This window comes from Microcoleus sp. PH2017_08_TRC_O_A (assembly GCF_020738665.1).
Taxonomy (GTDB): domain Bacteria; phylum Cyanobacteriota; class Cyanobacteriia; order Cyanobacteriales; family Microcoleaceae; genus Microcoleus.
Window position 1 is genome coordinate 25,308 of record NZ_JAEQCE010000075.1, and the last position, 19,161, is coordinate 44,468.

General features: G+C 43.6%; 19 protein-coding genes. 11 read left to right on the forward strand and 8 right to left on the reverse strand.

Annotated elements, in window-relative coordinates:
- Window positions 1-60: 60 nt before the first annotated feature.
- The 5 genes from msrB to JGK22_RS23955 all read left to right on the forward strand — a co-directional run bounded on the left by msrB (window position 61) and on the right by JGK22_RS23955 (window position 6,442).
- Window positions 61-459, forward strand: coding sequence for a peptide-methionine (R)-S-oxide reductase MsrB (gene msrB, locus JGK22_RS23935; protein ID WP_293198222.1), 399 nt, complete (start codon window positions 61-63; stop codon window positions 457-459).
- Between the two features lie 129 nt (window positions 460-588).
- A complete protein-coding gene (gene pyrH / locus JGK22_RS23940) occupies window positions 589-1,317 on the forward strand; it encodes a UMP kinase (protein WP_293156721.1) in 729 nt (242 codons plus the stop codon).
- A complete protein-coding gene (frr, locus tag JGK22_RS23945; protein ID WP_293175508.1) occupies window positions 1,304-1,852 on the forward strand; it encodes a ribosome recycling factor in 549 nt (182 codons plus the stop codon). The genes pyrH and frr overlap by 14 nt, the downstream gene beginning before the upstream one ends.
- Before the next feature lie 771 nt (window positions 1,853-2,623).
- On the forward strand, window positions 2,624-3,094 hold the full coding sequence (locus JGK22_RS23950) for an NADAR family protein (RefSeq protein ID WP_293175505.1): 471 nt from the start codon (window positions 2,624-2,626) through the stop codon (window positions 3,092-3,094).
- A gap of 345 nt (window positions 3,095-3,439) precedes the next feature.
- Window positions 3,440-6,442: a GAF domain-containing protein gene (locus JGK22_RS23955; RefSeq protein ID WP_293207529.1), complete on the forward strand. Its 3,003-nt coding sequence runs from the start codon at window positions 3,440-3,442 to the stop codon at window positions 6,440-6,442.
- 33 nt (window positions 6,443-6,475) lie between these two features.
- On the opposite strand, the gene JGK22_RS23960 is transcribed toward JGK22_RS23955, so the two are convergent.
- The 3 genes from JGK22_RS23960 to JGK22_RS23970 all read right to left on the reverse strand — a co-directional run bounded on the left by JGK22_RS23960 (window position 6,476) and on the right by JGK22_RS23970 (window position 8,419).
- Complete coding sequence (locus JGK22_RS23960) at window positions 6,476-7,243, reverse strand: pentapeptide repeat-containing protein (RefSeq protein WP_293175501.1); 768 nt, start codon at window positions 7,241-7,243, stop codon at window positions 6,476-6,478.
- Between the two features lie 190 nt (window positions 7,244-7,433).
- Window positions 7,434-7,556, reverse strand: coding sequence for a hypothetical protein (locus JGK22_RS23965; protein WP_293175499.1), 123 nt, complete (start codon window positions 7,554-7,556; stop codon window positions 7,434-7,436).
- Between the two features lie 218 nt (window positions 7,557-7,774).
- On the reverse strand, window positions 7,775-8,419 hold the full coding sequence (locus tag JGK22_RS23970; protein WP_293175497.1) for a pentapeptide repeat-containing protein: 645 nt from the start codon (window positions 8,417-8,419) through the stop codon (window positions 7,775-7,777).
- A 1,051-nt stretch (window positions 8,420-9,470) separates the two neighbouring features.
- Between JGK22_RS23970 and JGK22_RS23975 the strand changes: the two genes are divergently transcribed.
- Both JGK22_RS23975 and JGK22_RS23980 read left to right on the forward strand, forming a co-directional pair.
- Window positions 9,471-9,908 (forward strand): helix-turn-helix domain-containing protein, encoded by a 438-nt coding sequence (locus JGK22_RS23975; protein ID WP_293175495.1) that lies wholly within the window; start codon window positions 9,471-9,473, stop codon window positions 9,906-9,908.
- A 406-nt stretch (window positions 9,909-10,314) separates the two neighbouring features.
- Complete coding sequence (locus tag JGK22_RS23980; RefSeq protein ID WP_293175493.1) at window positions 10,315-10,482, forward strand: hypothetical protein; 168 nt, start codon at window positions 10,315-10,317, stop codon at window positions 10,480-10,482.
- A 40-nt stretch (window positions 10,483-10,522) separates the two neighbouring features.
- Here JGK22_RS23980 and JGK22_RS23985 read toward each other — a convergent pair whose 3' ends face one another.
- Together JGK22_RS23985 and JGK22_RS23990 are read right to left on the reverse strand one after the other, a co-directional pair.
- Window positions 10,523-10,879, reverse strand: coding sequence for a metal-sensitive transcriptional regulator (locus tag JGK22_RS23985; protein WP_293175491.1), 357 nt, complete (start codon window positions 10,877-10,879; stop codon window positions 10,523-10,525).
- A gap of 221 nt (window positions 10,880-11,100) precedes the next feature.
- Window positions 11,101-12,315 (reverse strand): RNA-guided endonuclease TnpB family protein, encoded by a 1,215-nt coding sequence (locus tag JGK22_RS23990; RefSeq protein WP_293207527.1) that lies wholly within the window; start codon window positions 12,313-12,315, stop codon window positions 11,101-11,103.
- 300 nt (window positions 12,316-12,615) lie between these two features.
- Here JGK22_RS23990 and JGK22_RS23995 point away from each other — a divergent pair, with 300 nt between their 5' ends.
- The gene (locus JGK22_RS23995) at window positions 12,616-13,899 is read left to right on the forward strand and encodes an HhoA/HhoB/HtrA family serine endopeptidase (RefSeq protein ID WP_293212433.1); all 1,284 of its coding nucleotides are present in this window, start codon (window positions 12,616-12,618) and stop codon (window positions 13,897-13,899) included.
- A gap of 244 nt (window positions 13,900-14,143) precedes the next feature.
- Here the strand turns inward: JGK22_RS23995 and sbnB are convergent, their stop codons facing one another.
- Both sbnB and sbnA read right to left on the reverse strand, forming a co-directional pair.
- Window positions 14,144-15,169 carry a 2,3-diaminopropionate biosynthesis protein SbnB gene (gene sbnB / locus JGK22_RS24000; RefSeq protein ID WP_293175487.1) on the reverse strand — a complete coding sequence of 342 codons (1,026 nt, stop codon included), beginning with the start codon at window positions 15,167-15,169 and terminating at the stop codon, window positions 14,144-14,146.
- Window positions 15,170-15,190: 21 nt separating this feature from the next.
- Window positions 15,191-16,243, reverse strand: a complete 1,053-nt coding sequence (gene sbnA / locus JGK22_RS24005; RefSeq protein WP_293191570.1) for a 2,3-diaminopropionate biosynthesis protein SbnA — start codon at window positions 16,241-16,243, stop codon at window positions 15,191-15,193.
- Window positions 16,244-16,477: 234 nt separating this feature from the next.
- Here sbnA and JGK22_RS24010 point away from each other — a divergent pair, with 234 nt between their 5' ends.
- Together JGK22_RS24010 and JGK22_RS24015 are read left to right on the forward strand one after the other, a co-directional pair.
- Window positions 16,478-17,416, forward strand: a complete 939-nt coding sequence (locus JGK22_RS24010) for a DMT family transporter (protein WP_293191571.1) — start codon at window positions 16,478-16,480, stop codon at window positions 17,414-17,416.
- A gap of 133 nt (window positions 17,417-17,549) precedes the next feature.
- Window positions 17,550-18,458, forward strand: coding sequence for a formyltransferase family protein (locus JGK22_RS24015; RefSeq protein WP_293191572.1), 909 nt, complete (start codon window positions 17,550-17,552; stop codon window positions 18,456-18,458).
- A 46-nt stretch (window positions 18,459-18,504) separates the two neighbouring features.
- Here JGK22_RS24015 and JGK22_RS24020 read toward each other — a convergent pair whose 3' ends face one another.
- Complete coding sequence (locus JGK22_RS24020) at window positions 18,505-18,651, reverse strand: hypothetical protein (RefSeq protein WP_293175479.1); 147 nt, start codon at window positions 18,649-18,651, stop codon at window positions 18,505-18,507.
- A 240-nt stretch (window positions 18,652-18,891) separates the two neighbouring features.
- Between JGK22_RS24020 and JGK22_RS24025 the strand changes: the two genes are divergently transcribed.
- Complete coding sequence (locus JGK22_RS24025; protein WP_293191573.1) at window positions 18,892-19,149, forward strand: hypothetical protein; 258 nt, start codon at window positions 18,892-18,894, stop codon at window positions 19,147-19,149.
- The last annotated feature ends 12 nt before the right edge of the window (window positions 19,150-19,161 follow it).

Sequence of the window (19,161 nt, forward strand, 5' to 3'; positions counted from 1 at the left end):
GTTGCTATATATACAGTCAACAGTCAACAGTCAACAGTCAACAGTCAACAACATTAAATCATGACAGACAAAGTTAAGAAAACCGATGCCGAATGGCAACAGCAACTAACGCCAGAACAGTTCAAAGTCACCAGAAAAAAGGGAACAGAAAGAGCTTTTAGCGGCGAATATCACGACAACAAAAAGCCGGGAATTTATAAGTGTATTTGCTGCGGCACTGAGCTATTTGAATCAGAAACAAAATACGATTCCGGTACCGGTTGGCCGAGTTTCTACGCTCCCATTAAAGAAGAAAATGTCAGGAATGAGGCGGATAATGCCTTGTTCATGCGCCGTACTGAGGTACTGTGTGCTGTTTGTGACGCTCATCTCGGCCACGTATTCAACGATGGGCCCAGGCCAACCGGTCAGCGTTACTGCATGAATTCTGCTGCTCTTGATTTCGTTCCCAAGGAATAAATTTAGTCGAGAGTTCTCACCCAGGTGTGCTGGAACAAGCTCAAAAGCCTGTTCCAGCCAATTGATGTTCAAAATGCACCCGTGCTGCTATCTTATGGTGGAGACAAAAGAGTAAAAAATAGTGGCGGCATGGGGATGGTTTATCAGCGGGTTTTGCTGAAGCTCAGCGGTGAAGCGCTGATGGGTAGCTTGGGCTACGGTATCGATCCGGTAGTCGTTGGGTCGATCGCCCAGGAAGTGGCGAAAGTCGTTTCCGAAGGGATTCAAATCGCGATCGTTGTCGGCGGCGGCAATATTTTTCGTGGCGTGAAAGCTGCTTCGGCAGGGATGGATCGGGCAACAGCCGACTACGTGGGCATGATTGCTACGGTAATGAATGCTATCACTTTGCAGGATGCACTGGAACAAGCAGGAGTGCCAACAAGGGTACAATCGGCGATCGCCATGCAAGAAGTAGCTGAACCCTACATTCGGCGGCGCGCCATTCGTCACTTGGAAAAAAAACGGGTAGTGATTTTTGGTGCCGGTTCTGGTAATCCTTTCTTTACTACTGATACTACAGCCGCTTTGCGGGCGGCTGAAATTGATGCAGAGGTGATTTTTAAAGCGACGAAGGTAGATGGGGTGTACGATTCTGACCCCCACGTCAACCCAGACGCACGCAGGTATCAAACCCTCACCTACGCCCACGTCTTGAACCAAGACTTGCGGGTGATGGACAGTACCGCGATCGCCCTGTGCAAAGAAAATAATATTCCTATTATGGTATTTGACCTCTCGGTATCGGGCAACATCTACCGAGCCGTAATGGGAGAATCTATTGGAACTCTTGTCGGAGGATTTTGTGAAGTTAGCTGAAGCAGAAGATCATATGCAAAAGGCAGTTGAGGCTACTCAACGGTCTTTTAATACTATCAGGACGGGACGGGCCAACGCCTCCCTCCTCGATCGAGTCATGGTAGATTATTACGGAGCTCCAACTCCGATCAAATCCCTTGCCAATATCGGAACCCCGGATGCGACAACGATCAACATTCAACCGTTCGATCGCACAGCGCTTACCTCAATCGAAAAAGCAATTTCCCTGTCCGATGTAGGCCTCGTACCTAACAACGACGGTTCAGTTATTCGCTTGAACATTCCACCGCTTACAAGCGAAAGACGCCAAGAATTCGTCAAAATGGCCTCGAAGTTTGCCGAAGAAGGTAAAGTCGCAATTCGCAATATCCGTCGCGATGCCGTTGACTCGATTCGCAAGCAAGAAAAAAGCAGCGATATCTCTAAAGATGAATCGCGAGACTTGCAAGATAAAATTCAAAAACTGACGGACAAGTACATTGCCAAAATAGAAGATGTTCTGGCATCGAAAGAGAAAGACATCACGACAGTTTAGAGTCTGAGAAATTGGGCATGGGGAAAGTGCAGCAATCTTAGCCGGAAAAAGGAAAATAAAGTATAGCCTTTCTCAAAAAAGTGAGGTATGCCCTATGCCCGGTTTGGCCTATGCCCACGGAGCCCTATGCCCACGGAGCCCTATGCCCACGGAGCCCTATGCCCATGAGTACCTCATATGGGGGATCGAAAGGCTATATGTATTCTTAAATCCCAATTTCTGGCGATCGATTCCTCATTCCCAATTCTCGATCGTTAATTACAATAGAAATTACATCGTTTCCGTTGCCTCAGCATCGGAATCATAATTTTTTCATGAAATCCCCACTTGCAACCGCGTCAGACAATAACAACTGAGTTCTTTGACTTGTACTCCTAGGGCGCGCACCGCACATCATCAGAGAAGCTGCTGCGCCAGATCGATTTCTCTGGCGATTGAGAGGCATAGAAGGCGATATAAAGAAACGAATTAACGATTTTTGATGACGATCGAAATATACAATTTAAATGCACAAGTGCAATTCGTCAAGCGAGTATCTCAGCTTTTTATTTGAGTGCGAGCGGGACAACACTCAAATAATACCAATTTTCAACGAAATAACAGTATTATTGTTCCCCCCCTGATTCATGGGGGGGCTAGGGGGGGTCGAAGAGTGTTGCACACTCTTCGATAAATGGTATAAAAAATGCTTTTTATCAAAATTAGATGCTCCCTTCGTCAATACTGTAAAATTGAAAATGTAAAATTTAATATCTAATATCTAATATCATTATGATAATTTATTTTTATAAAGTAGAGGATCCTTACGGCTGCTTTTCCAATTTTTCACTACACGACATTTGCTTGTACGGTCAAGATTGGTTGACTGTGGAACATTACTATCAAGCCCAAAAATTTGTCGGTAGCGCTGATGAAAGATTAGTGGCCGCAATTCAATCCGTACCAACTCCTCAGGAAGCCGCCAAATTAGGCCGCGATCCAAACCACCAAATGCGCCCTGATTGGGAAGCGGTAAAAATTCCCATTATGCGCGAGGCAGTTTTAACTAAGTTTCTCACTCATTCAGACATTCAAGCTATTCTCCTCGCCACAGGGGATCGAGTGATTGTGGAGGATTCGCCAACAGATTACTACTGGGGGTGCGGCTGCGAGGGAACGGGCCAAAATCATTTGGGTAAAATTCTGATGAGCGTGCGAAGCGAAATTAGTCAGCGCCCGGGGCCAGATCAAAACTCACATTAATCTATCATTATATGAAGTTATACAAACTAATGTCAACTTATCCTAAAAATAAATAATTCTGAGACTGAGAATTCAAGATTGCAAGAAATTGATAAGAGGATTAAAATAATAATTATCATTTGGTTAAGTCGCCCTGTCTGTAGAAGGCAAGGAATACACCACAGGCGATCGCCGATTTTTGTTCTTCAGGGTGCCACAGGGGATACACGGTCGTCACTAAGCAGTACGCCACGGATTAATAGTAAAGCTCGGTTTAGTCAAAAACTCAGGCTCGTAAAGTTGAGTTCGATCGCGAATGTAGATCAAAACTTCTTATTATCATTCCATAATTGCCAAAGGAGATTTATGCAAATCACAGAAAATACGCAAGAATTACATCATAAACTAGACAAAGAAGTTTTGGTAAGGCGAATCACAGAACGCATCCGCCAATCTCTAGAATTAGAAGATATTTTAACCAGTACAGTAGCAGAAGTGCGGTCTTTTCTGAAAACAGATCGCATTATGATCTACAGGTTTAGTGCCGACGGCTGCGGAGAAGTTGTTGCCGAATCAATTAATAATATATATCTCCCTTCCTTGAAAGGTCTCCATTTTCCAGTAGACGACATTCCTCCCAGCGCGCGGGAGATGTATGTCCGTATGCGCCAGCGGACAATAGTAGATGTTAACTCCGAGACGATCGCCCTCAGTCCCGTTGATGCTGCGGATACCGGTCAACCTTTAGTAAATGAAGAAATCCACTATCGCTCGCTCGATCCTTGCCACAAAGCTTACTTGATGGCAATGGGAGTCCAATCTTCCTTAGTCGTGCCAATTTTGCACCACAGGAGTGTGTCGCAACAGAACAAAACAGAGATCTGCGAGGCCCCCGCCTGCGTAAGTAGATGCGAGCCTGGAAGCGATCGCCAAACTCACATCGAACTGTGGGGACTGTTAGTGGCTCACCACTCCTCCCCCCGCAATATTTCATCCACAGATTTAGAAGTAGTTCAGCTCGTAGCAGATCAATTGTCGATCGCCATCGGCCACTCGCTCCTGCTCCAAAAAACCCGCTCTCAAGCATCTCGGGAAGCCACCGTCAGTCGCGTCGCAGCCCTGTTGTACGGTCAGATCGACATTCAACTACAACAGGCTTTAGAAGCCACTGTCACTGCTTTGGGGGGGAGTGGCGGCCGACTCTATCTCAACCCCCGGAAAATCAACAGCGAACAGTTACCGGTTCCCCAGATCGATCGAAGATTTCCCATTGCCCCTACTGCGATCGATGCTACCTTTGAACTGTTCGTCACAGGGACTCAACCGACACTTCCCCATTGGGAAACAGTCAGCGCGATCGAAGCTCATCCCCTCTGGCAACAATGGCTAACCACAGGATTGAAAAATACCCCCGATTTTCCCAAATTCCCAATTCCCAATTCCCAATTCTGGGCTTGGATAATTACAGACTTATACAAAGAATCTCTATTTAGAGTGTTAGTTCCAGCTTTCCAAGGAACTCAAATTCGGGGTTTGCTGGTAATTCCCCTCCACTACCAACAACAAGTAGTTGGCTGTTTGACCGTTTTTCGCAATGAAATTGATACCGAAAAAATGTGGGCGGGGCGCTTTGACAGCAGTGTTGCACAAATCCTTCCCAGACAATCCTTTGAAGTCTGGCGAGAAATCAAAAAAGGTCAGTCGCCCGAGTGGAAATGGGAGGAGATCGAGCAAGCTTTAACGATCGGCAGCCAATTTTGTTCGGCAATTGGGCAGTACCTTCTTCATAAAGAAGTGCAAGCCCTGAATGCCAACTTAGAGCGCCAAGTTCAAGAGCGTACCGCCCAATTGCAAAAATCCTTAGAGTTTGCCCAAGTATTGACGCGAGTCAGAGACCAAATTCGCAGCACCTTGGATTTAAAGACCATACTGCAAACTATTGTGCGGGAAGTGAGAGTTTTGTTAAATACCGATCGCACGGTAATTTTCCAATTTGGTGCCTGCGAACACGGCGAGGTAGTTGTTGAAGCTGTTCGCGGCCACTGGCAGTCAATTTTAGGTATCAAATCTCCACATGAATGCTTTCCCGAAGACTCAGACTGCTTTTATCGATCGGGACGGATGCGAGCAATTAATGATATTTATACTGAGGATTTAACGCCCTGTCACCGCGAATTTTTGGAAAACTTGCAGGTGAGGGCAAGTTTAATTGTGCCGATGATCGGCAAAGATGCCGAATGTTGGGGGTTGCTGATTGCCCACGAGTGTTCTGGGCCGAGGGTTTGGCCAACCGCAGAACAAGAGTTACTGCAAAATTTGGCCTCTCAAGCTGCGATCGCCATTCATCAAGCAGAACTTTATCAAGAAAGTCTGAATGCAGCAGCAGCCGATCGAACAAAAGCCGAACAACTAGCTAAAACCGTCACTGAACTGAACAATACCCAAGCCCAACTGATTCAAACCGAGAAAATGTCCAGTCTCGGACAACTGGTGGCCGGCGTCGCCCACGAAATCAATAACCCCGTTAACTTTATCTACGGCAATCTCTCCCACGCCAGCGAATACAGCAAAGATTTGCTCTGCTTGGTGGATCTCTACCGCCAGCACTATCCCAATCCCAACCCAGAAATTAGCGAGTGTGCCGAAGCAATCGACATCGAATTTCTTGCCACAGATTTGCCAAAAATTTTGGGTTCTATGAAAGTAGGAGTTGAGCGCATCCGCCAGTTAGTTGTATCTTTACGCAATTTTTCCCGGCTCGATCAAGCTCAAAAGAAAGGCGTTGACATTCACGAAGGCATCGACAGTACCCTGTTGATTTTGCAGCACCGGATCAAAGCCCAGTCGGATCGCGCCACCGTAGAAATCATTAAAGAATACGGCAATTTGCCCTTAATTGAATGCTATGCCAGCTCGCTCAATCAGGTATTTATGAATCTGATCGGCAATGCCATTGACGCCATAGAAATGGGACAAATAGATCGAGTTGTGAATGTTAACTCCCTAGGGGCAAGTACAGCCGTGACATATTTGAGTTCGCAACAACTGGATGTCGGGACAGTAGATATAAAGGTCAATACCGAGTGTTTGATACCTGATTCACCATCCCCTTGCATTCGGATTCGCACCGAATTAATTGATGAAAAAACAGTAGGAATTTGCATTGCAGACAACGGTCACGGCATCCCCAAAGAGTTAATTTCTCACATTTTTAATCCCTTTTTTACTACTAAACCCGTCGGTCGGGGGACGGGTTTAGGACTGTCTATCAGTTATCAAATTGTAGTTGAGAAACACCAAGGGGTACTCAAGTGTGTTTCTGTACCCGGTCAGGGTACAGAGTTCTGGATCGAGATTCCTCTGAATTAGTAAGTTAACAGTTAACAGTTAACTTACTAACAACTATAGAAAATTCAGCAGAAGAGAAGTGAGCGACTCCAGAATACTCATAAAGCTGCCGCCCCCAGTGCGCGGCTCCGTTGGCTTTTGGCGGGCCACAATTGCTTCTGCTAGCTGCTTTGACAATTCCTGACCTTGGGGATTTCCTTGAGTGGTAAAGAGTTGGTTTGCTCTTGCAACATCTTGAGCCGCGCCGGCGAAGTCTCCCAAGTCAGCGCGAGACATACTGCGCGCAAAATAAACCGCAGCTATATCCGATTTCAGATTCAGGGCTTGATTGTAATAGTCAATGGCGTTTCTGTAGTTTCCCGCTTGAGCTTCCAGCACTCCCAATCGGTAGAAGTCTTCTGCGGTACCAATATTAGTTGGCATTCCTCTAGCACCCAGCAGTTGGGCGTTAGTTAAATTGGCGTCAGTTAAATTGGCGTTGCTGAGATAGGCGCTTCTCAAGTCAGCACCGCTGAGGTTTGCCCCCGTCAGGTTTGCTCCCGTCAGGTTGACGCCAAACAAACTGGTGCCGCTGAGGTTTGCCCCGCTGAGATCTGCCCCAGTGAGGTTGGCTCGGCTGAGGTTAGCCAATCTCAAGTCAGCGCCTTTGAGATTTGCTCCTGTTAAGTTGGCTAAAACCAGACCAGCGCTGCTGAGGTCGCAGTTTGGGCACTGTCGGGTGGCTAGTAATTGTTGCGTGTGTTGAATGTTCTCGGCCTGTGCAGGGGCTAGAGGGGCGATCGCGCTCAGCAGCGTTGCAGCAGCCATGATTCTGAGTTTCATCTTAAGCATCCAAAATCCCAATTAATAAATCTAAAATAGCTTTTATCGCAGCAATTGAAAATCTAGATCGCAGACATTGCTAAATATTGCCAGATTCTCAGCTATCTATCCCAGACATCATACATAGGGCTGACGCACGAGTGGTCAGAAACCGGGTTTTTTAGGAAAATCTTTCGTTGTAGTCCACAGATTAGGTGAAAAACCCGGTTTCTTTGCCCTTAATCCGTCCAGGACTGATACATTGAAATTCACCAGAAAGAATTGGTTGAAAGCCCCAACCCTTTGAGGGAGAAATGAAAATCAGACTATTCATTACTCCAATCCTCTTCCTTCTAGGTAGAGGTCGCTCTCAAACTGTCAACTGTCAACTGTCAACTGTCAACTGTCAACTGTCAACTGTCAACTGTCAACTGTTGAAGGTCTCACCAGAGTTTCAAATAAACGTTTTGCTATCAATAAATTAGGGTAACAAAAAAAATGTTACCCTTAGTATTGGTTCTCGCCAACCATAACATTTAAGACGTAAATTAATCAATCGTGAATCGTACCGTCAGGCATCGTCGCACCCTTAAGATATACTCCGCTCAGGTTAACTTTTGTCAGGTTTGCTCCCAACAGGTTTGCCCCGCTTAAGTCTGAGGCACTTAAAATTGCTTCAGTCAAATCTGCCCTAATTAGGCTCGCTCCCATTAAGTCGGCTCCGCTGAGGTCTACTTTAGTTAAGTTGGCTCCAATTAAATCTGCTTCTGTGAGAACGGCCCTTCGCAAGTTTACTCCGTAAAGGTTTACTCCGTGCAAGTCTGTACGAGAGAGTGTTGCCCGAGATATGTTGGCTCCGATTAAACTTGCTTGGATCAGGGAAGCTCCACTTAAGTCTGCTTTGCTAAGATTTGCTCCCATCAACTCAGCTCGATACAGGTTAGCTTCAGCTAAAAGTGCTTCGGTGAAGTCGGCTCCAGCTAAGTCGGCTCTGCTCAAATTGATCTGGCACAAATTGGCTTTGCCAAAGTTGACTCTGCTGAGTTTGGCTTTGCTGAGATTGGAGCCAATCAAGTCGGCTTCAGACAGATTGACTCCAATCAATTCTGCTTCGTAGAGGTAGACTTCGTGCAGGTAGACCCCACTAAAATTTCTTTCTCCTATTCCGTATAGCTTGAGCAATTCGTCAACGTTCATTTTGGCTTCTCTACACCTTTTAAATGAACAATACTCTCCGCAAGCTGCTTGCACCGGATCTTCTGCCATTTTAGACTTGAGATGCTAAAAGATTCACGCCCAGTACAAGACTGCCCTAGACCGTTTGGGGAGGTTGAAGGACAAAACAGGATGCTTGTTCACCTGGGTAAAAATGTTTAACAAAAATGTCAATGTTATCGTACTTCCTAACTAAATCAAAGAATTCTCGCTGGAAAGTGCGATCGAGGCCATAACTTTTTATGGCTAGTTGAGGTTACTGAGTATTTGTGTGATAACGATCACTAATTAATGTTAGTAGTATCACATAGAAGCAACGTTTTCGATCACGACAGGCAGGCGAAAATAGCCGATAGTGGTACTGTGATGTTGAAAATTTGACAATCCCACGGTAGACGTGTTTTACTCAACTGGCGATCGAGCAAGTAATTTCACAGAGGCCTGCCCGCGTGCCGTGAAAGTTGGTTGCACCGTCACTCGGCGCGATCCGCTTCGGCCCATCAGAGTGCTAATGTCTCAGGATTTCTCACAAAGGGAAAGCCAGAAATACACTTCTGGGAGCAGGATAATCTGTGTCTAAATGTGCTTCTAGCTAGCGTACAGACCAAGGTTATATGCTAGCTATAAATCGCCAAGACATTCGCAAAAATTACCAAAAAACACCAGAAAAACCATGATATATGTTTAACAAAAAGAGAATAAATGGTATTCCTTAAAAGTCAACTATTGCAGCTAATGTTGCGGTCGATCAGTTAACTGATATCAGTATTAGCAATGATGCTTGTGCCATCCAATACCAAACTGACTCATAAACCGGGTCTTTCACCAAAAGACGCGTTCCAGCCCTTGCTCCAGGTAAAAAAAAACAAGCTTCTGAGCATCTGAGTAAGTCCAGGCATGAAAAAGTTTAATTGAGATAGCTTGTCTATTCCTTTCTTGGCAAGCAAAAGGCGAGCATTTAGGAGGGGAGAAGATTTTTCTCCCCAGTCAAAAAAAACAATTGTATAGTGCGAATCCTCGTGAGGTAATTGATATGGCTGGAGTATGTAAACTTAGCATCACAGAGACCACAGAAGAACTAAAAAGCCTGTTAACCGAACAAAAAACGGCAAGCGGCTTTCAAAAAATTCAAGCACTTTACCTGTTCAAAATTTGTCACGTTAAGACAGTTAAAGAATTGGCAATGACGATCGGCGTAAACCGCATTACTGTGCAGCGGTGGCTGAGAAAGTACAGATCTGATGGACTTGAAGGACTCCTGGAAACCAAGCACAGCGGTGGCAGGAAGCCGGCGATTCCTCCTCTGGCCCGCGCTAGTTTGGCAATGCGCCTCAGCGATCCCCAAAAAGGCTTTAAAAGCTATGGAGAAATTCAAGAGTGGTTGCAGCAGGAATACAGCATAGAAGCTTCCTATAAGGCCGTTTACGCAACAGTCAGATACCAGCTCAAAGGCAAGTTGACGAAAGTTTAGATAGACAGTTCATCCCAAGTCTGGTTAATCACCGTCCAATTGTTGATACTCAGAGTTTAAAGCTGTTGATGACTTTGGTTGTCACTAAAAACTCACTACTTCTTTTTGAACTAAGATCGCTCTCACCAACTGCCGATCGTATAAATTATCTGTTGTGCCGATTGGGTTGAGGGGGAAAATATTTGATGGTTTTCCCTGGTTGGTGAAAGATGCTTAAGCAATGCGCCCGAATTCATAACTTGCAAGTTGTGTCTAATTTGCAGGTTTTGTTATAGAAGAATGAAGAAGTCATTAGTCATCAGTCATCAGTCATCAGTCATCAATAACGGCTTGCTTCAGGATAAAAAGAAGGAAGAAGCCAGCCTTTAGTTATCGTCGCGAGAGACTTTTCTTTGCAGTTGATCGCATGAGTAAAGCGATCGCGCGCCAGAACTTCCCAACCATCAGTCATCAGTCATCAATAACGGCTTACCTCAGGAGAAAAAGAAGGAAGAAGGCAGCCTTTAGCGATCGTCGCGAGAGACTTTTATTTGCAATTAATCGGATGAAGAAAGCGCACGCCAGAACTTCCTAACCATCTGGCGGGGCTGGTATATGTAAAAAAATGGCAGCGACTAAGGCAAAAACCGATCCAAAGCAGCTTTCAACTCTTCTATTTCGGTATCGATATTGCCTTCTTTCGCGGCTCTGGCAATGCACTGAGTTAAATGTTCGTCAAGAATGATTCTTGCTACGCGATCGAGCGCGCCTCGAACTGCTGCAACTTGCACGAGAACTTCGGGACAGGGACGGTTTTCTTGTACCATGGTTTTGATGCCCCGGACGTGTCCCTCAATCCGAGATAAGCGATTAACCAGCCGTCGCATCGATTCTTCATCGTGATGGTGAGGGTGGACTGATTGATTGTCGTGATGGTGGTGGTGGGAATTTGAGGGTACGGATTTGTCAGTAGAAGTGTCAGATATAATCATCAGGGTTGTGCCATTTGAGATTTGAGATTTGAGATTTGAGATTTGAGATTGGGGATTTGGGAATAAGTTGTTCCGTAGTGGTTTAGAACGCTGGACTACAGTTTAATTCTTTTTTTGAAACTGGTATTACTAGGGAAATTTTTCACGTTAGAATTGAGAATATGTTGAGTTTGTGCTGGCTCCAGACTCGTGTATTGTAGCTGTGTGAACGACCCAACACTCTACCCGAAGCGGGTAGAGTGTGGGCTTCCAAGTTCAAGGGCAACAGCCTCGGCGACAGTGGATTTTTGCCCATATCGTTTTGGTCTTACATTGCCTCCCTTGGCAGTAACGCTGGTTCCCAACGTCAATAACCGTAAGCCTTCATTTTTAATATTGATTGCCGCGTTAATGTCTCTGTCGTGTCGATTGCCACAGTGGGCACAGTCAAATTCACGCACAGATAGATCCATTTTTGGCAGCGACAGTAAAGTATTAGAACACAGATGAGATGATGGAAAAAATCGACCTACTTCTAGATAGACTTTGCCTTCTGCTTCTGCCTTATATTTAAGCATGGTGCAGAATATTCCCCAGCCAGCATCACTGATAGATAAGGCAAGATTGTGATTTTTGACCATGTTCTTTACTGCCAGATTCTCGACCACAATCACTTGGTTTTCGTTAACTATCTTACGGGATAGTTTGTGTCGGAAATCTTCACGCACTCTAGCTATTTTTCCGTGGACTTTGGCTACAGCACCTGAAGCCTTTCGTCGTCTGTTGGTAGTTCGATCCTTTTTTCTGGATAACTTACGCTGTTTGCGTTTGAGGTTACGTTCGTGCTTCTTCAAATGTCGAGGGTTCTGGTATTTCGAGCCATTAGATGTAACTACAAAGTCTAGTAAACCGAGGTCAATACCAATGGCTCTACCATCTTCATTAGCGACTGGGTTTTCTATACCATCATCCATCAGTAGGGAGGCGTAATAACGACCATCAGGCATTCTAGATACCGTCACAGTCCTTAATTTACCAACAAGAGCGCGATGAATTTTAGCCTCAACCACTCCAAGATTACCAGGGAATTTAATCTCAGTATCGCTCAGAATTTTAACGTTCTGAGGGTACTGCATTGATTGTCTACCTTGACGTTTCTTGAAGGTCGGATATCCTGTTCGGCCATCAAAGAAATTGATAAAAGCTTGGGACAGATTAAGTACAGAGGACTGGAGGCATTGCGAATAACACTCTTTGAGCCATTCATGCTCAGTCTTCCATACTGGAATCTGTTTCTTCATCATCAAAGCCGATATACCTTTCCCAGTCTCCTTATAGGTTTGGGACATGGTAGCCAGAGATTGATTCCACACCCATCGAACACAGCCAAAAGCCCCTGCCAAATGACTCTGCTGTTCTTGGGTAGGATAGATTCTGACTTTGACTGCTTTTAACACGATGCTTTTATCACAAAATGCTTACATATGATAACACAGATACAGACCAATCAAGGGATTTTGTTCGCCTGCTCATACACCCGCGCATCTCCCGCTGGCTGTGACGAGAGCGCCTTGTGCGCGGGTGCAATCGGCGGACGATCGCGCATTCATCCCGTCGCTCACGGATTGTACAGGTAGAGCGCGGGGATGAATGCTGTTTCAGCTAAATATATTTAGGATCTTCATAGCGGGCGATTATTGACTCCGCTCGATCGCACGCCTTTACCAGAATAACCCAGACTAACAAAGATTGACGCTATGCGACTATTTAAGTTTTTTGGCTCCGCACCCCGCACCGATCGCTGGTTCGGACTCATTTTAGCAATGACGATCGCCCTGAGCGCTCTCTTCATCAATGCTGCACCCGCTTCTGCCGCAGACGGCAAAAATCCGCCCAACTGGCAGGAACAGCCCAAAAAAGCCGTGCAGCAAGTACATTGGAGTTCCCCAGCAACTCTCCCAAATCCGCAAATGCTAGCGCTGCGGAGCCCGGAACTCCCGGTGGCTGTGGCGGCAGATACCAGCAGTTTTGTGACGGCGGCAGTCGATCGAGTCGGGCCTGCTGTTGTCCGGATTGATACCGAGCGCACTGTCAGCCGCAACCTCGACCCCTTAATGGAAGACCCCTTCTTCCGCAGATTTTTGGGAGAAGATTTGCGGAGCATGACGCCCAGACAAGAACACTTGCGGGGTCAAGGTTCTGGCTTCATCATTGACAAAAACGGGATTGTGTTAACCAATGCTCACGTGGTTGACAAAGCCGATCGAGTAACTGTCACCTTAAATGACGGCCGGACATTTCCAGGAGAAGTCCAAGGTACTGACGAAGTAACAGATTTGGCTGTTGTCAAAATTAATACCAAAGGTGTTAACTTGCCCGTGGCAGCACTGGGAGATTCCGATGCGGTGAAAGTCGGTGATTGGGCGATCGCCGTGGGCAACCCCCTCGGATTTGACAATACCGTCACTTTAGGCATTATTAGCACTTTGAAGCGATCGAGCGCAGCCGTCGGCATTCCCGACAAGCGCCTCGATTTCATTCAAACCGACGCCGCCATCAATCCCGGCAATTCCGGCGGGCCGCTGTTGAACAGCAGAGGAGAAGTGATTGGCATCAACACGGCGATTCGGGCGGATGCAATGGGTATTGGGTTTGCGATTCCGATCGACAAAGCGAAAGCCATCTACGCCCAGTTAGCCAAGGGAGAACAAGTCAGCCATCCGTTTTTGGGGATTCAGATGATTGCTTTGACTCCGGAAATGGCCAGAGAGAATAATTCTGACCCCAATGCTCCTTTGATTGTGCCCGAAGTTACAGGGGTATTGGTGATGCGAGTTGTACCCAATACGCCTGCTGAGAAAGCCGGGATTCGGAAAGGAGATGCGATCGTTCAAATTGAGGGCCAGAAAGTGACTCAACCCGAACAGTTGCAAAATTTGGTGGAAAATAGCCAAATTGGTCAAATTTTGAAACTGAAGGTGCGCCGGGGTTCCCAGGTTAAGGAAGTTGCTGTGACAACTGCTCAATTGAGAGATTTTTAGAGCTGAAGGAGAAGGGGGGAGATTGTTAAAAACTCCCCCCAAAAAGTTTGTAGTGAGGACTTTAGTCCTATCTTGATAGTTCTAGCTAATAAATGACTTAAACGGAGTGGAAAATATTGAACTCAAAAAAGTCACACAGCTCTAATTTAATGGGTTATGGAGGTTCCGATCGCTCCTGTGCGATCGACCCACAACAGTCAATCAACTCTCAGCAGTCGATCGATCATAGCAATCGATATGTTATCTATATTCGTGTGGGTTCGTAAAAAAAATCTGGAATGGAAACAGTTATTTTTTCCAAGACTGCCCTTTGATATACATAATAAGCAACAGCAAGATCAAGGATTCCCATACCAAATGGCGAATATACGGTTGGCTTGTGTATGTCTAAAGTGAGTTTTCCTTGAATAAGTTGATCGATAGTTCCTGTAACAAAATCTCGGTTTCCAACTTCTTGCTCGGTAAGATGCAAAGATGTTGCAGATTTTAAACAGTGATCTACATCATCGACAATGTTGTTTGACTCAAGAATAATTTTTGATGATAAATCTCGCAAAGATAAATGCAAAATAATTGGATTGTGGGAAAAGACACTAATATCGTCAATATATGGTGCATCAGCCGTTGTAGTAAAACTAATCAAATCACAAGATGAAATCAGGTTTTCTTTGGTCGATGAGATTTGAACTTCCTTGATTCCTCTCTCTTGAGCATACTCTTTCATCGCCATACTGTACTCATCAGCTAAGTCAAACAAATCTAGTGCAGATATTGTCCAACCAGTATTTAGCAAAAATTTCAAGACATAACGAGCAATTAGTCCGCATCCAACAATCCCCAATCTTTTGACTGTTTTTGGTTTGATAAGATTTTGGGCTGCTAAAACTGCTGAAGCGGCGGTTCTAGAAGCACTTATAATCGAGCCTTCAAGACAGGCTATTGGATATCCAGTTTCATAATCATTGAGAATAATCACCGCAGATGCACGAGGGATTCCATGGGCGATATTTTTGGGAAAACTGGCAATCCATTTTATCCCTGAAATATTGAATTCTCCTCCCAAATGTGCAGGTAAAGCAATGATTCTCGCTTCTGGCTTTTCTGGATATTTCAAAAAATAACTATCTGGGTTTATGGTGTTTTTGTCTCCATGAGTAAGATATGCTTTTTGAACTAAATCAATTACATTCGCATAGTTAGTTTGGAGTATTTCATTAACTACTGAACCAGAAATAACTGTAAAATTTTGCTCTATGGTGTTTGTTTTCATGGAATTAATTTTTATTGGTCTTTATATTGCGTTAAGGCAATGAGGAAAGCGTTCCGAAACCCACCGATCGTCATAAATTGTATCTAGGTAGCTCTCTCCTAAATCAGGACTTATTGCTACTATACTTTTCGCTGCATCCAGTTTATGTGCATAAGCTTTGATGCCTGCCAAAACTGTTCCAGTCGAACCTCCGACTAAAAATGTTTTTTCGCGTAGTAAATATCGACACATTTTTATCGTGTCCTCTTCTTTAACTACTACAATATCATCAATTAGACTTTTATCTACCAATTCTGGTTTTCGACTTGTACCTAGTCCTGGAATATATCTTTTACTAGAAGGTAAATCGAAAGTAACCGAGCCAAAGGTATCAACTGCAATAACTTTTGTTTTTAGCTTGCGATCTCTAATGTATTCAGCACATCCCATTAATGTACCTGTAGTACCTGCACCAATAAATAAGTAATCAACCTCTGAAAAGCTTTCAAAAATTGAATGTGCTGTACTCAGATAATGTGCATTTTTGTTCTCGCAGTTCGCATATTGATTCAGCCAAAATAAATTTTTATTTTCTTTAAGCAATCGCTTAATTAAATCAATTCTGCTATTTAAAAATCCTCCATTTTTATCTCTATCTTTAACAATTACAAGCTCGGCTCCGAACAATTTTATATATTTCTCATTCCTAGACGAAATGTTTGGATCGCTGATACAGGTAAAGCGATATCCTTTAGTCGAACAAGCTAGGCTAGCCGCCACTCCTAAGTTACCAGACGAAGATTCGATAATATGGGTACGATCCGGTGATATCTCTCCTTTTTCTTCGAGAGCCTCTATCATACGTATAGCAGGTTTTATTTTGATAGACCCTGCTGGATTAAATCCTTCAACCTTCAAAAATATATCTGCTTTCAAAGACAAAAAATTGTTTAATTTACAAAAAACTTTGTCGAGAACCAGTTCCAAACAGTTTTCAGCAATCAATGGAGATATCATCAAACCTGAGCAAGATGATTTGAAATTCTCAGACAAAATTAAGGGTGTTTCCGTATCTGGTGCATCGTAAAAATTCATAAATTTCTTAAAAGTCTTGGATGGAGAAGAAACAGTTTATGTGATGTTTTTGTTTTACATACTTTCGAGCTTTCTCTATCAATAATATCATGATGTTATTGCTTCTGGGATGGGGGGGGGGTACCCCTCATCTCAAAATGACATTCCACAAGTATTATGGAAGATAAGAATGTTAAGTATCTGAACAAAAAAACTACAAAAAATTTGTATTGCTTGAAGGAATGATTAACAACTATGCTCACATCTGACTCAAAAAAGATTAAGTTATTACGTTATAAGGGACTTATTATGGTGCTGGTGGGGGCCACCTTATGGGGACTTTCTGGTACGGTGGCACAAAGGCTTTTTCAAGATGAGGGATTTACTCCTGGTTGGCTGGTAACAATGCGCCTGCTAATCTCAGGAATATTGTTATTAATAACTGGATGTTTCCGAAAGAATTTCCATCAAGTTTTTGCTGTGTGGCACGATCCCAAAGATCGGATTCGATTAGTGATTTTTGGAATTATTGGTATGTTGGGAGTACAGTATACCTATTTCGTGGCAATTCAAACCGGTAATGCTGCTACAGCAACCTTATTGCAATATCAGGCTCCATTATTTATTATGGTTTACTTAGCAATAAAGTACAATCGAATTCCGAATTATCAAGAGTTTATAGCCCTAGGATTTGCCCTGTTAGGTACATTTCTTCTCGTAACAAATGGATCTGTTCACCAGTTGTCTGTCTCCAGCACATCAATAGCATGGGGATTAAGTTCTGCAATTGCACTTGCATTTTACACATTATATCCATCAGGTTTGCTACAACGTTGGGGTTCTGAAGTAATCATTGGGTGGGGCATGATTATAGGAGGTATTGCATTATGCCCGATCGCTTCTCCTTGGCAAATTCAAGGTCAACATTGGTCTGTAATTACTGGTTTGTTAGTAAGTTTTGTGATTGTATTTGGCACAGCAATCGCTTTTTATCTCTATATAGACAGTCTTCGATACATTACACCTACAGAAGCCAGTTTATTAGCCAGTGCAGAGCCTTTGTCGGCTGTAGCTGCATCAGTTATTTGGCTTCGCTTACCACTGAGTCTTTTTGAAGGTATCGGTGGACTATGTATTGTTAGTACAGTGTTGATGTTGTCGCTACGTCCCAAAAATCCCAGCAAAACATTATAAAAATCAACTAGAAATATCGTCGATCGGAGGGAGAAACAATCAGTTTTTTGATATGTCTATATATCAAGAAAAATTATCAGCTTGCAGCCGTTAACTAAACTGTAATTTAAATCAATAGAGGTTCATACTAACCGTGAAAACAAACAATCAGCCTTGTAATTTTTTCTTAATGACTGAAAATAGCTTTCATCCAACTTATTTAGTGTCACAATGGTACACCAAATTCCAAGGAAACCCATTTTTTAGAGGTATTCTCATACGAGATGATAAAAATGATGCTTCACACCAGAGTAAAGAGCGATTTCATCAATTACATCAGAAGGAAAAACTTTTAACAAGTGATTCTCTACAGGAAATCCAAACATTATATGGTGGACTTAGTAAGACGGAAGAAGCTATGATAAGATTATTTGGAATACCTGCATTGGCACAAAACTCATTTCAAAAAAGTATCTTTTTAGGTAAAACTATAAATAGTGAAAAAGTGAAGGAGTGGCTACAAATAGAATGTAAAAATGAAGGTAAGATTTGTATGTTTGTGTTTTTGGATAAGATTCTTAGTCCTTGGTGGATTGAATTGACAGAAGGTAACATTATTAATGCTCATTCTGCTGTTCTTCCTTATGCAAGGGGTATGTTTGCTGTCGAAAATATGGCATCTCGTGGTGATATTGAAGAATTTAAACGAGTTGCTGGAGCGTCTGTTCATTATGTAGATGAAGGCGTAGATACTGGCCCTATTATTCGGGCTGTCAGAATACAAAATCCCTTTGAATTTCAATCTTTGTCGGAGGTAAAAGCTTATAGTTATAAGCTGGCTTTCGATCTTCTGATACAACAAGCTTCAGAAATGATCGAAAATCCTCAAATACAATCTGTGGGGATCAAAGCCTATCCTACACTCATCAGTCCTGTATTTTCTAGAAAAGACTACACTCCCCAGGTCGAAGAACTCGCCGAAAAGAGATTTATAGAAATGAAACAAGATTCAGTCAACGCTATAAAAACAAAAACAACCTATAAGAAAATTCCTACGGGATAGATCCTCGACTTCTTTAAGAATTCGGGGATCTGGGTATAAAGTAAAGTCACCAGCCAGCAGATGCTTCCCAGTCGGTAATCGCTGCTTGCTGCCATGCTTCATCCTCATCGGTTAATTCATCGCTCAGTTCATCCAGCAATAAACAGGCTTCTACCATTGCCTGTTGTTCTTGTTGTTTGCGCCATGCTTGCAATAAAACCTCAACTAGCCGACTGCGATTTCTACACGCTGGTCAATGTAACGCACTAACTCATCTGGCAAAGAGATATAGCAATCCTAAATCATTATCAAGGTTATGATATAATTATATGCAATACTTGATTGTCACAAAAAGATGAATAAATTACAACCACAAAAAGTATCCGCTCAATAATTCGGGGTAGCAGAGGAAAAAAAGTAAGCAGAGTGCACAAAGTGTTATAAAATAGGACACATGACGCCAAAGACTATTTCACAAGACAAGTCATCCTCCAATATACTGCAAACCATCGACCCCTCAGGTATTGCAGACCAATCAATGCGTCAGACAGTAGAGCTCTTACTGAACCTAATAGAGCAATTACAATTAAAAGTCAAAGACTTGGAGTCAGAGAATCAACGGTTGAAAGATGAAAACAACCGATTGAAGGGAGAACAAGGAAAACCAGACATCAAAGCCAACTCCAAAGGATTCAAAAGTCAGCACTCATAGCGAAAAAGAACG

Excerpts from the sequence above, each read along its gene's own strand:
- msrB (WP_293198222.1), top strand. The coding sequence starts at position 61 with ATGACAGACAAAGTTAAGAAAACCGATGCCGAATGGCAACAGCAACTA.
- pyrH (WP_293156721.1), top strand. The coding sequence starts at position 589 with ATGGGGATGGTTTATCAGCGGGTTTTGCTGAAGCTCAGCGGTGAAGCG.
- JGK22_RS23950 (WP_293175505.1), top strand. The coding sequence starts at position 2,624 with ATGATAATTTATTTTTATAAAGTAGAGGATCCTTACGGCTGCTTTTCC.
- JGK22_RS23955 (WP_293207529.1), top strand. The coding sequence starts at position 3,440 with ATGCAAATCACAGAAAATACGCAAGAATTACATCATAAACTAGACAAA.
- JGK22_RS23960 (WP_293175501.1), bottom strand. The coding sequence starts at position 7,243 with ATGAAACTCAGAATCATGGCTGCTGCAACGCTGCTGAGCGCGATCGCC.
- JGK22_RS23965 (WP_293175499.1), bottom strand. The coding sequence starts at position 7,556 with ATGAATAGTCTGATTTTCATTTCTCCCTCAAAGGGTTGGGGCTTTCAA.
- JGK22_RS23970 (WP_293175497.1), bottom strand. The coding sequence starts at position 8,419 with ATGAACGTTGACGAATTGCTCAAGCTATACGGAATAGGAGAAAGAAAT.
- JGK22_RS23975 (WP_293175495.1), top strand. The coding sequence starts at position 9,471 with ATGGCTGGAGTATGTAAACTTAGCATCACAGAGACCACAGAAGAACTA.
- JGK22_RS23980 (WP_293175493.1), top strand. The coding sequence starts at position 10,315 with ATGAGTAAAGCGATCGCGCGCCAGAACTTCCCAACCATCAGTCATCAG.
- JGK22_RS23985 (WP_293175491.1), bottom strand. The coding sequence starts at position 10,879 with ATGATTATATCTGACACTTCTACTGACAAATCCGTACCCTCAAATTCC.
- JGK22_RS23995 (WP_293212433.1), top strand. The coding sequence starts at position 12,616 with ATGCGACTATTTAAGTTTTTTGGCTCCGCACCCCGCACCGATCGCTGG.
- sbnB (WP_293175487.1), bottom strand. The coding sequence starts at position 15,169 with ATGAAAACAAACACCATAGAGCAAAATTTTACAGTTATTTCTGGTTCA.
- sbnA (WP_293191570.1), bottom strand. The coding sequence starts at position 16,243 with ATGAATTTTTACGATGCACCAGATACGGAAACACCCTTAATTTTGTCT.
- JGK22_RS24010 (WP_293191571.1), top strand. The coding sequence starts at position 16,478 with ATGCTCACATCTGACTCAAAAAAGATTAAGTTATTACGTTATAAGGGA.
- JGK22_RS24025 (WP_293191573.1), top strand. The coding sequence starts at position 18,892 with ATGACGCCAAAGACTATTTCACAAGACAAGTCATCCTCCAATATACTG.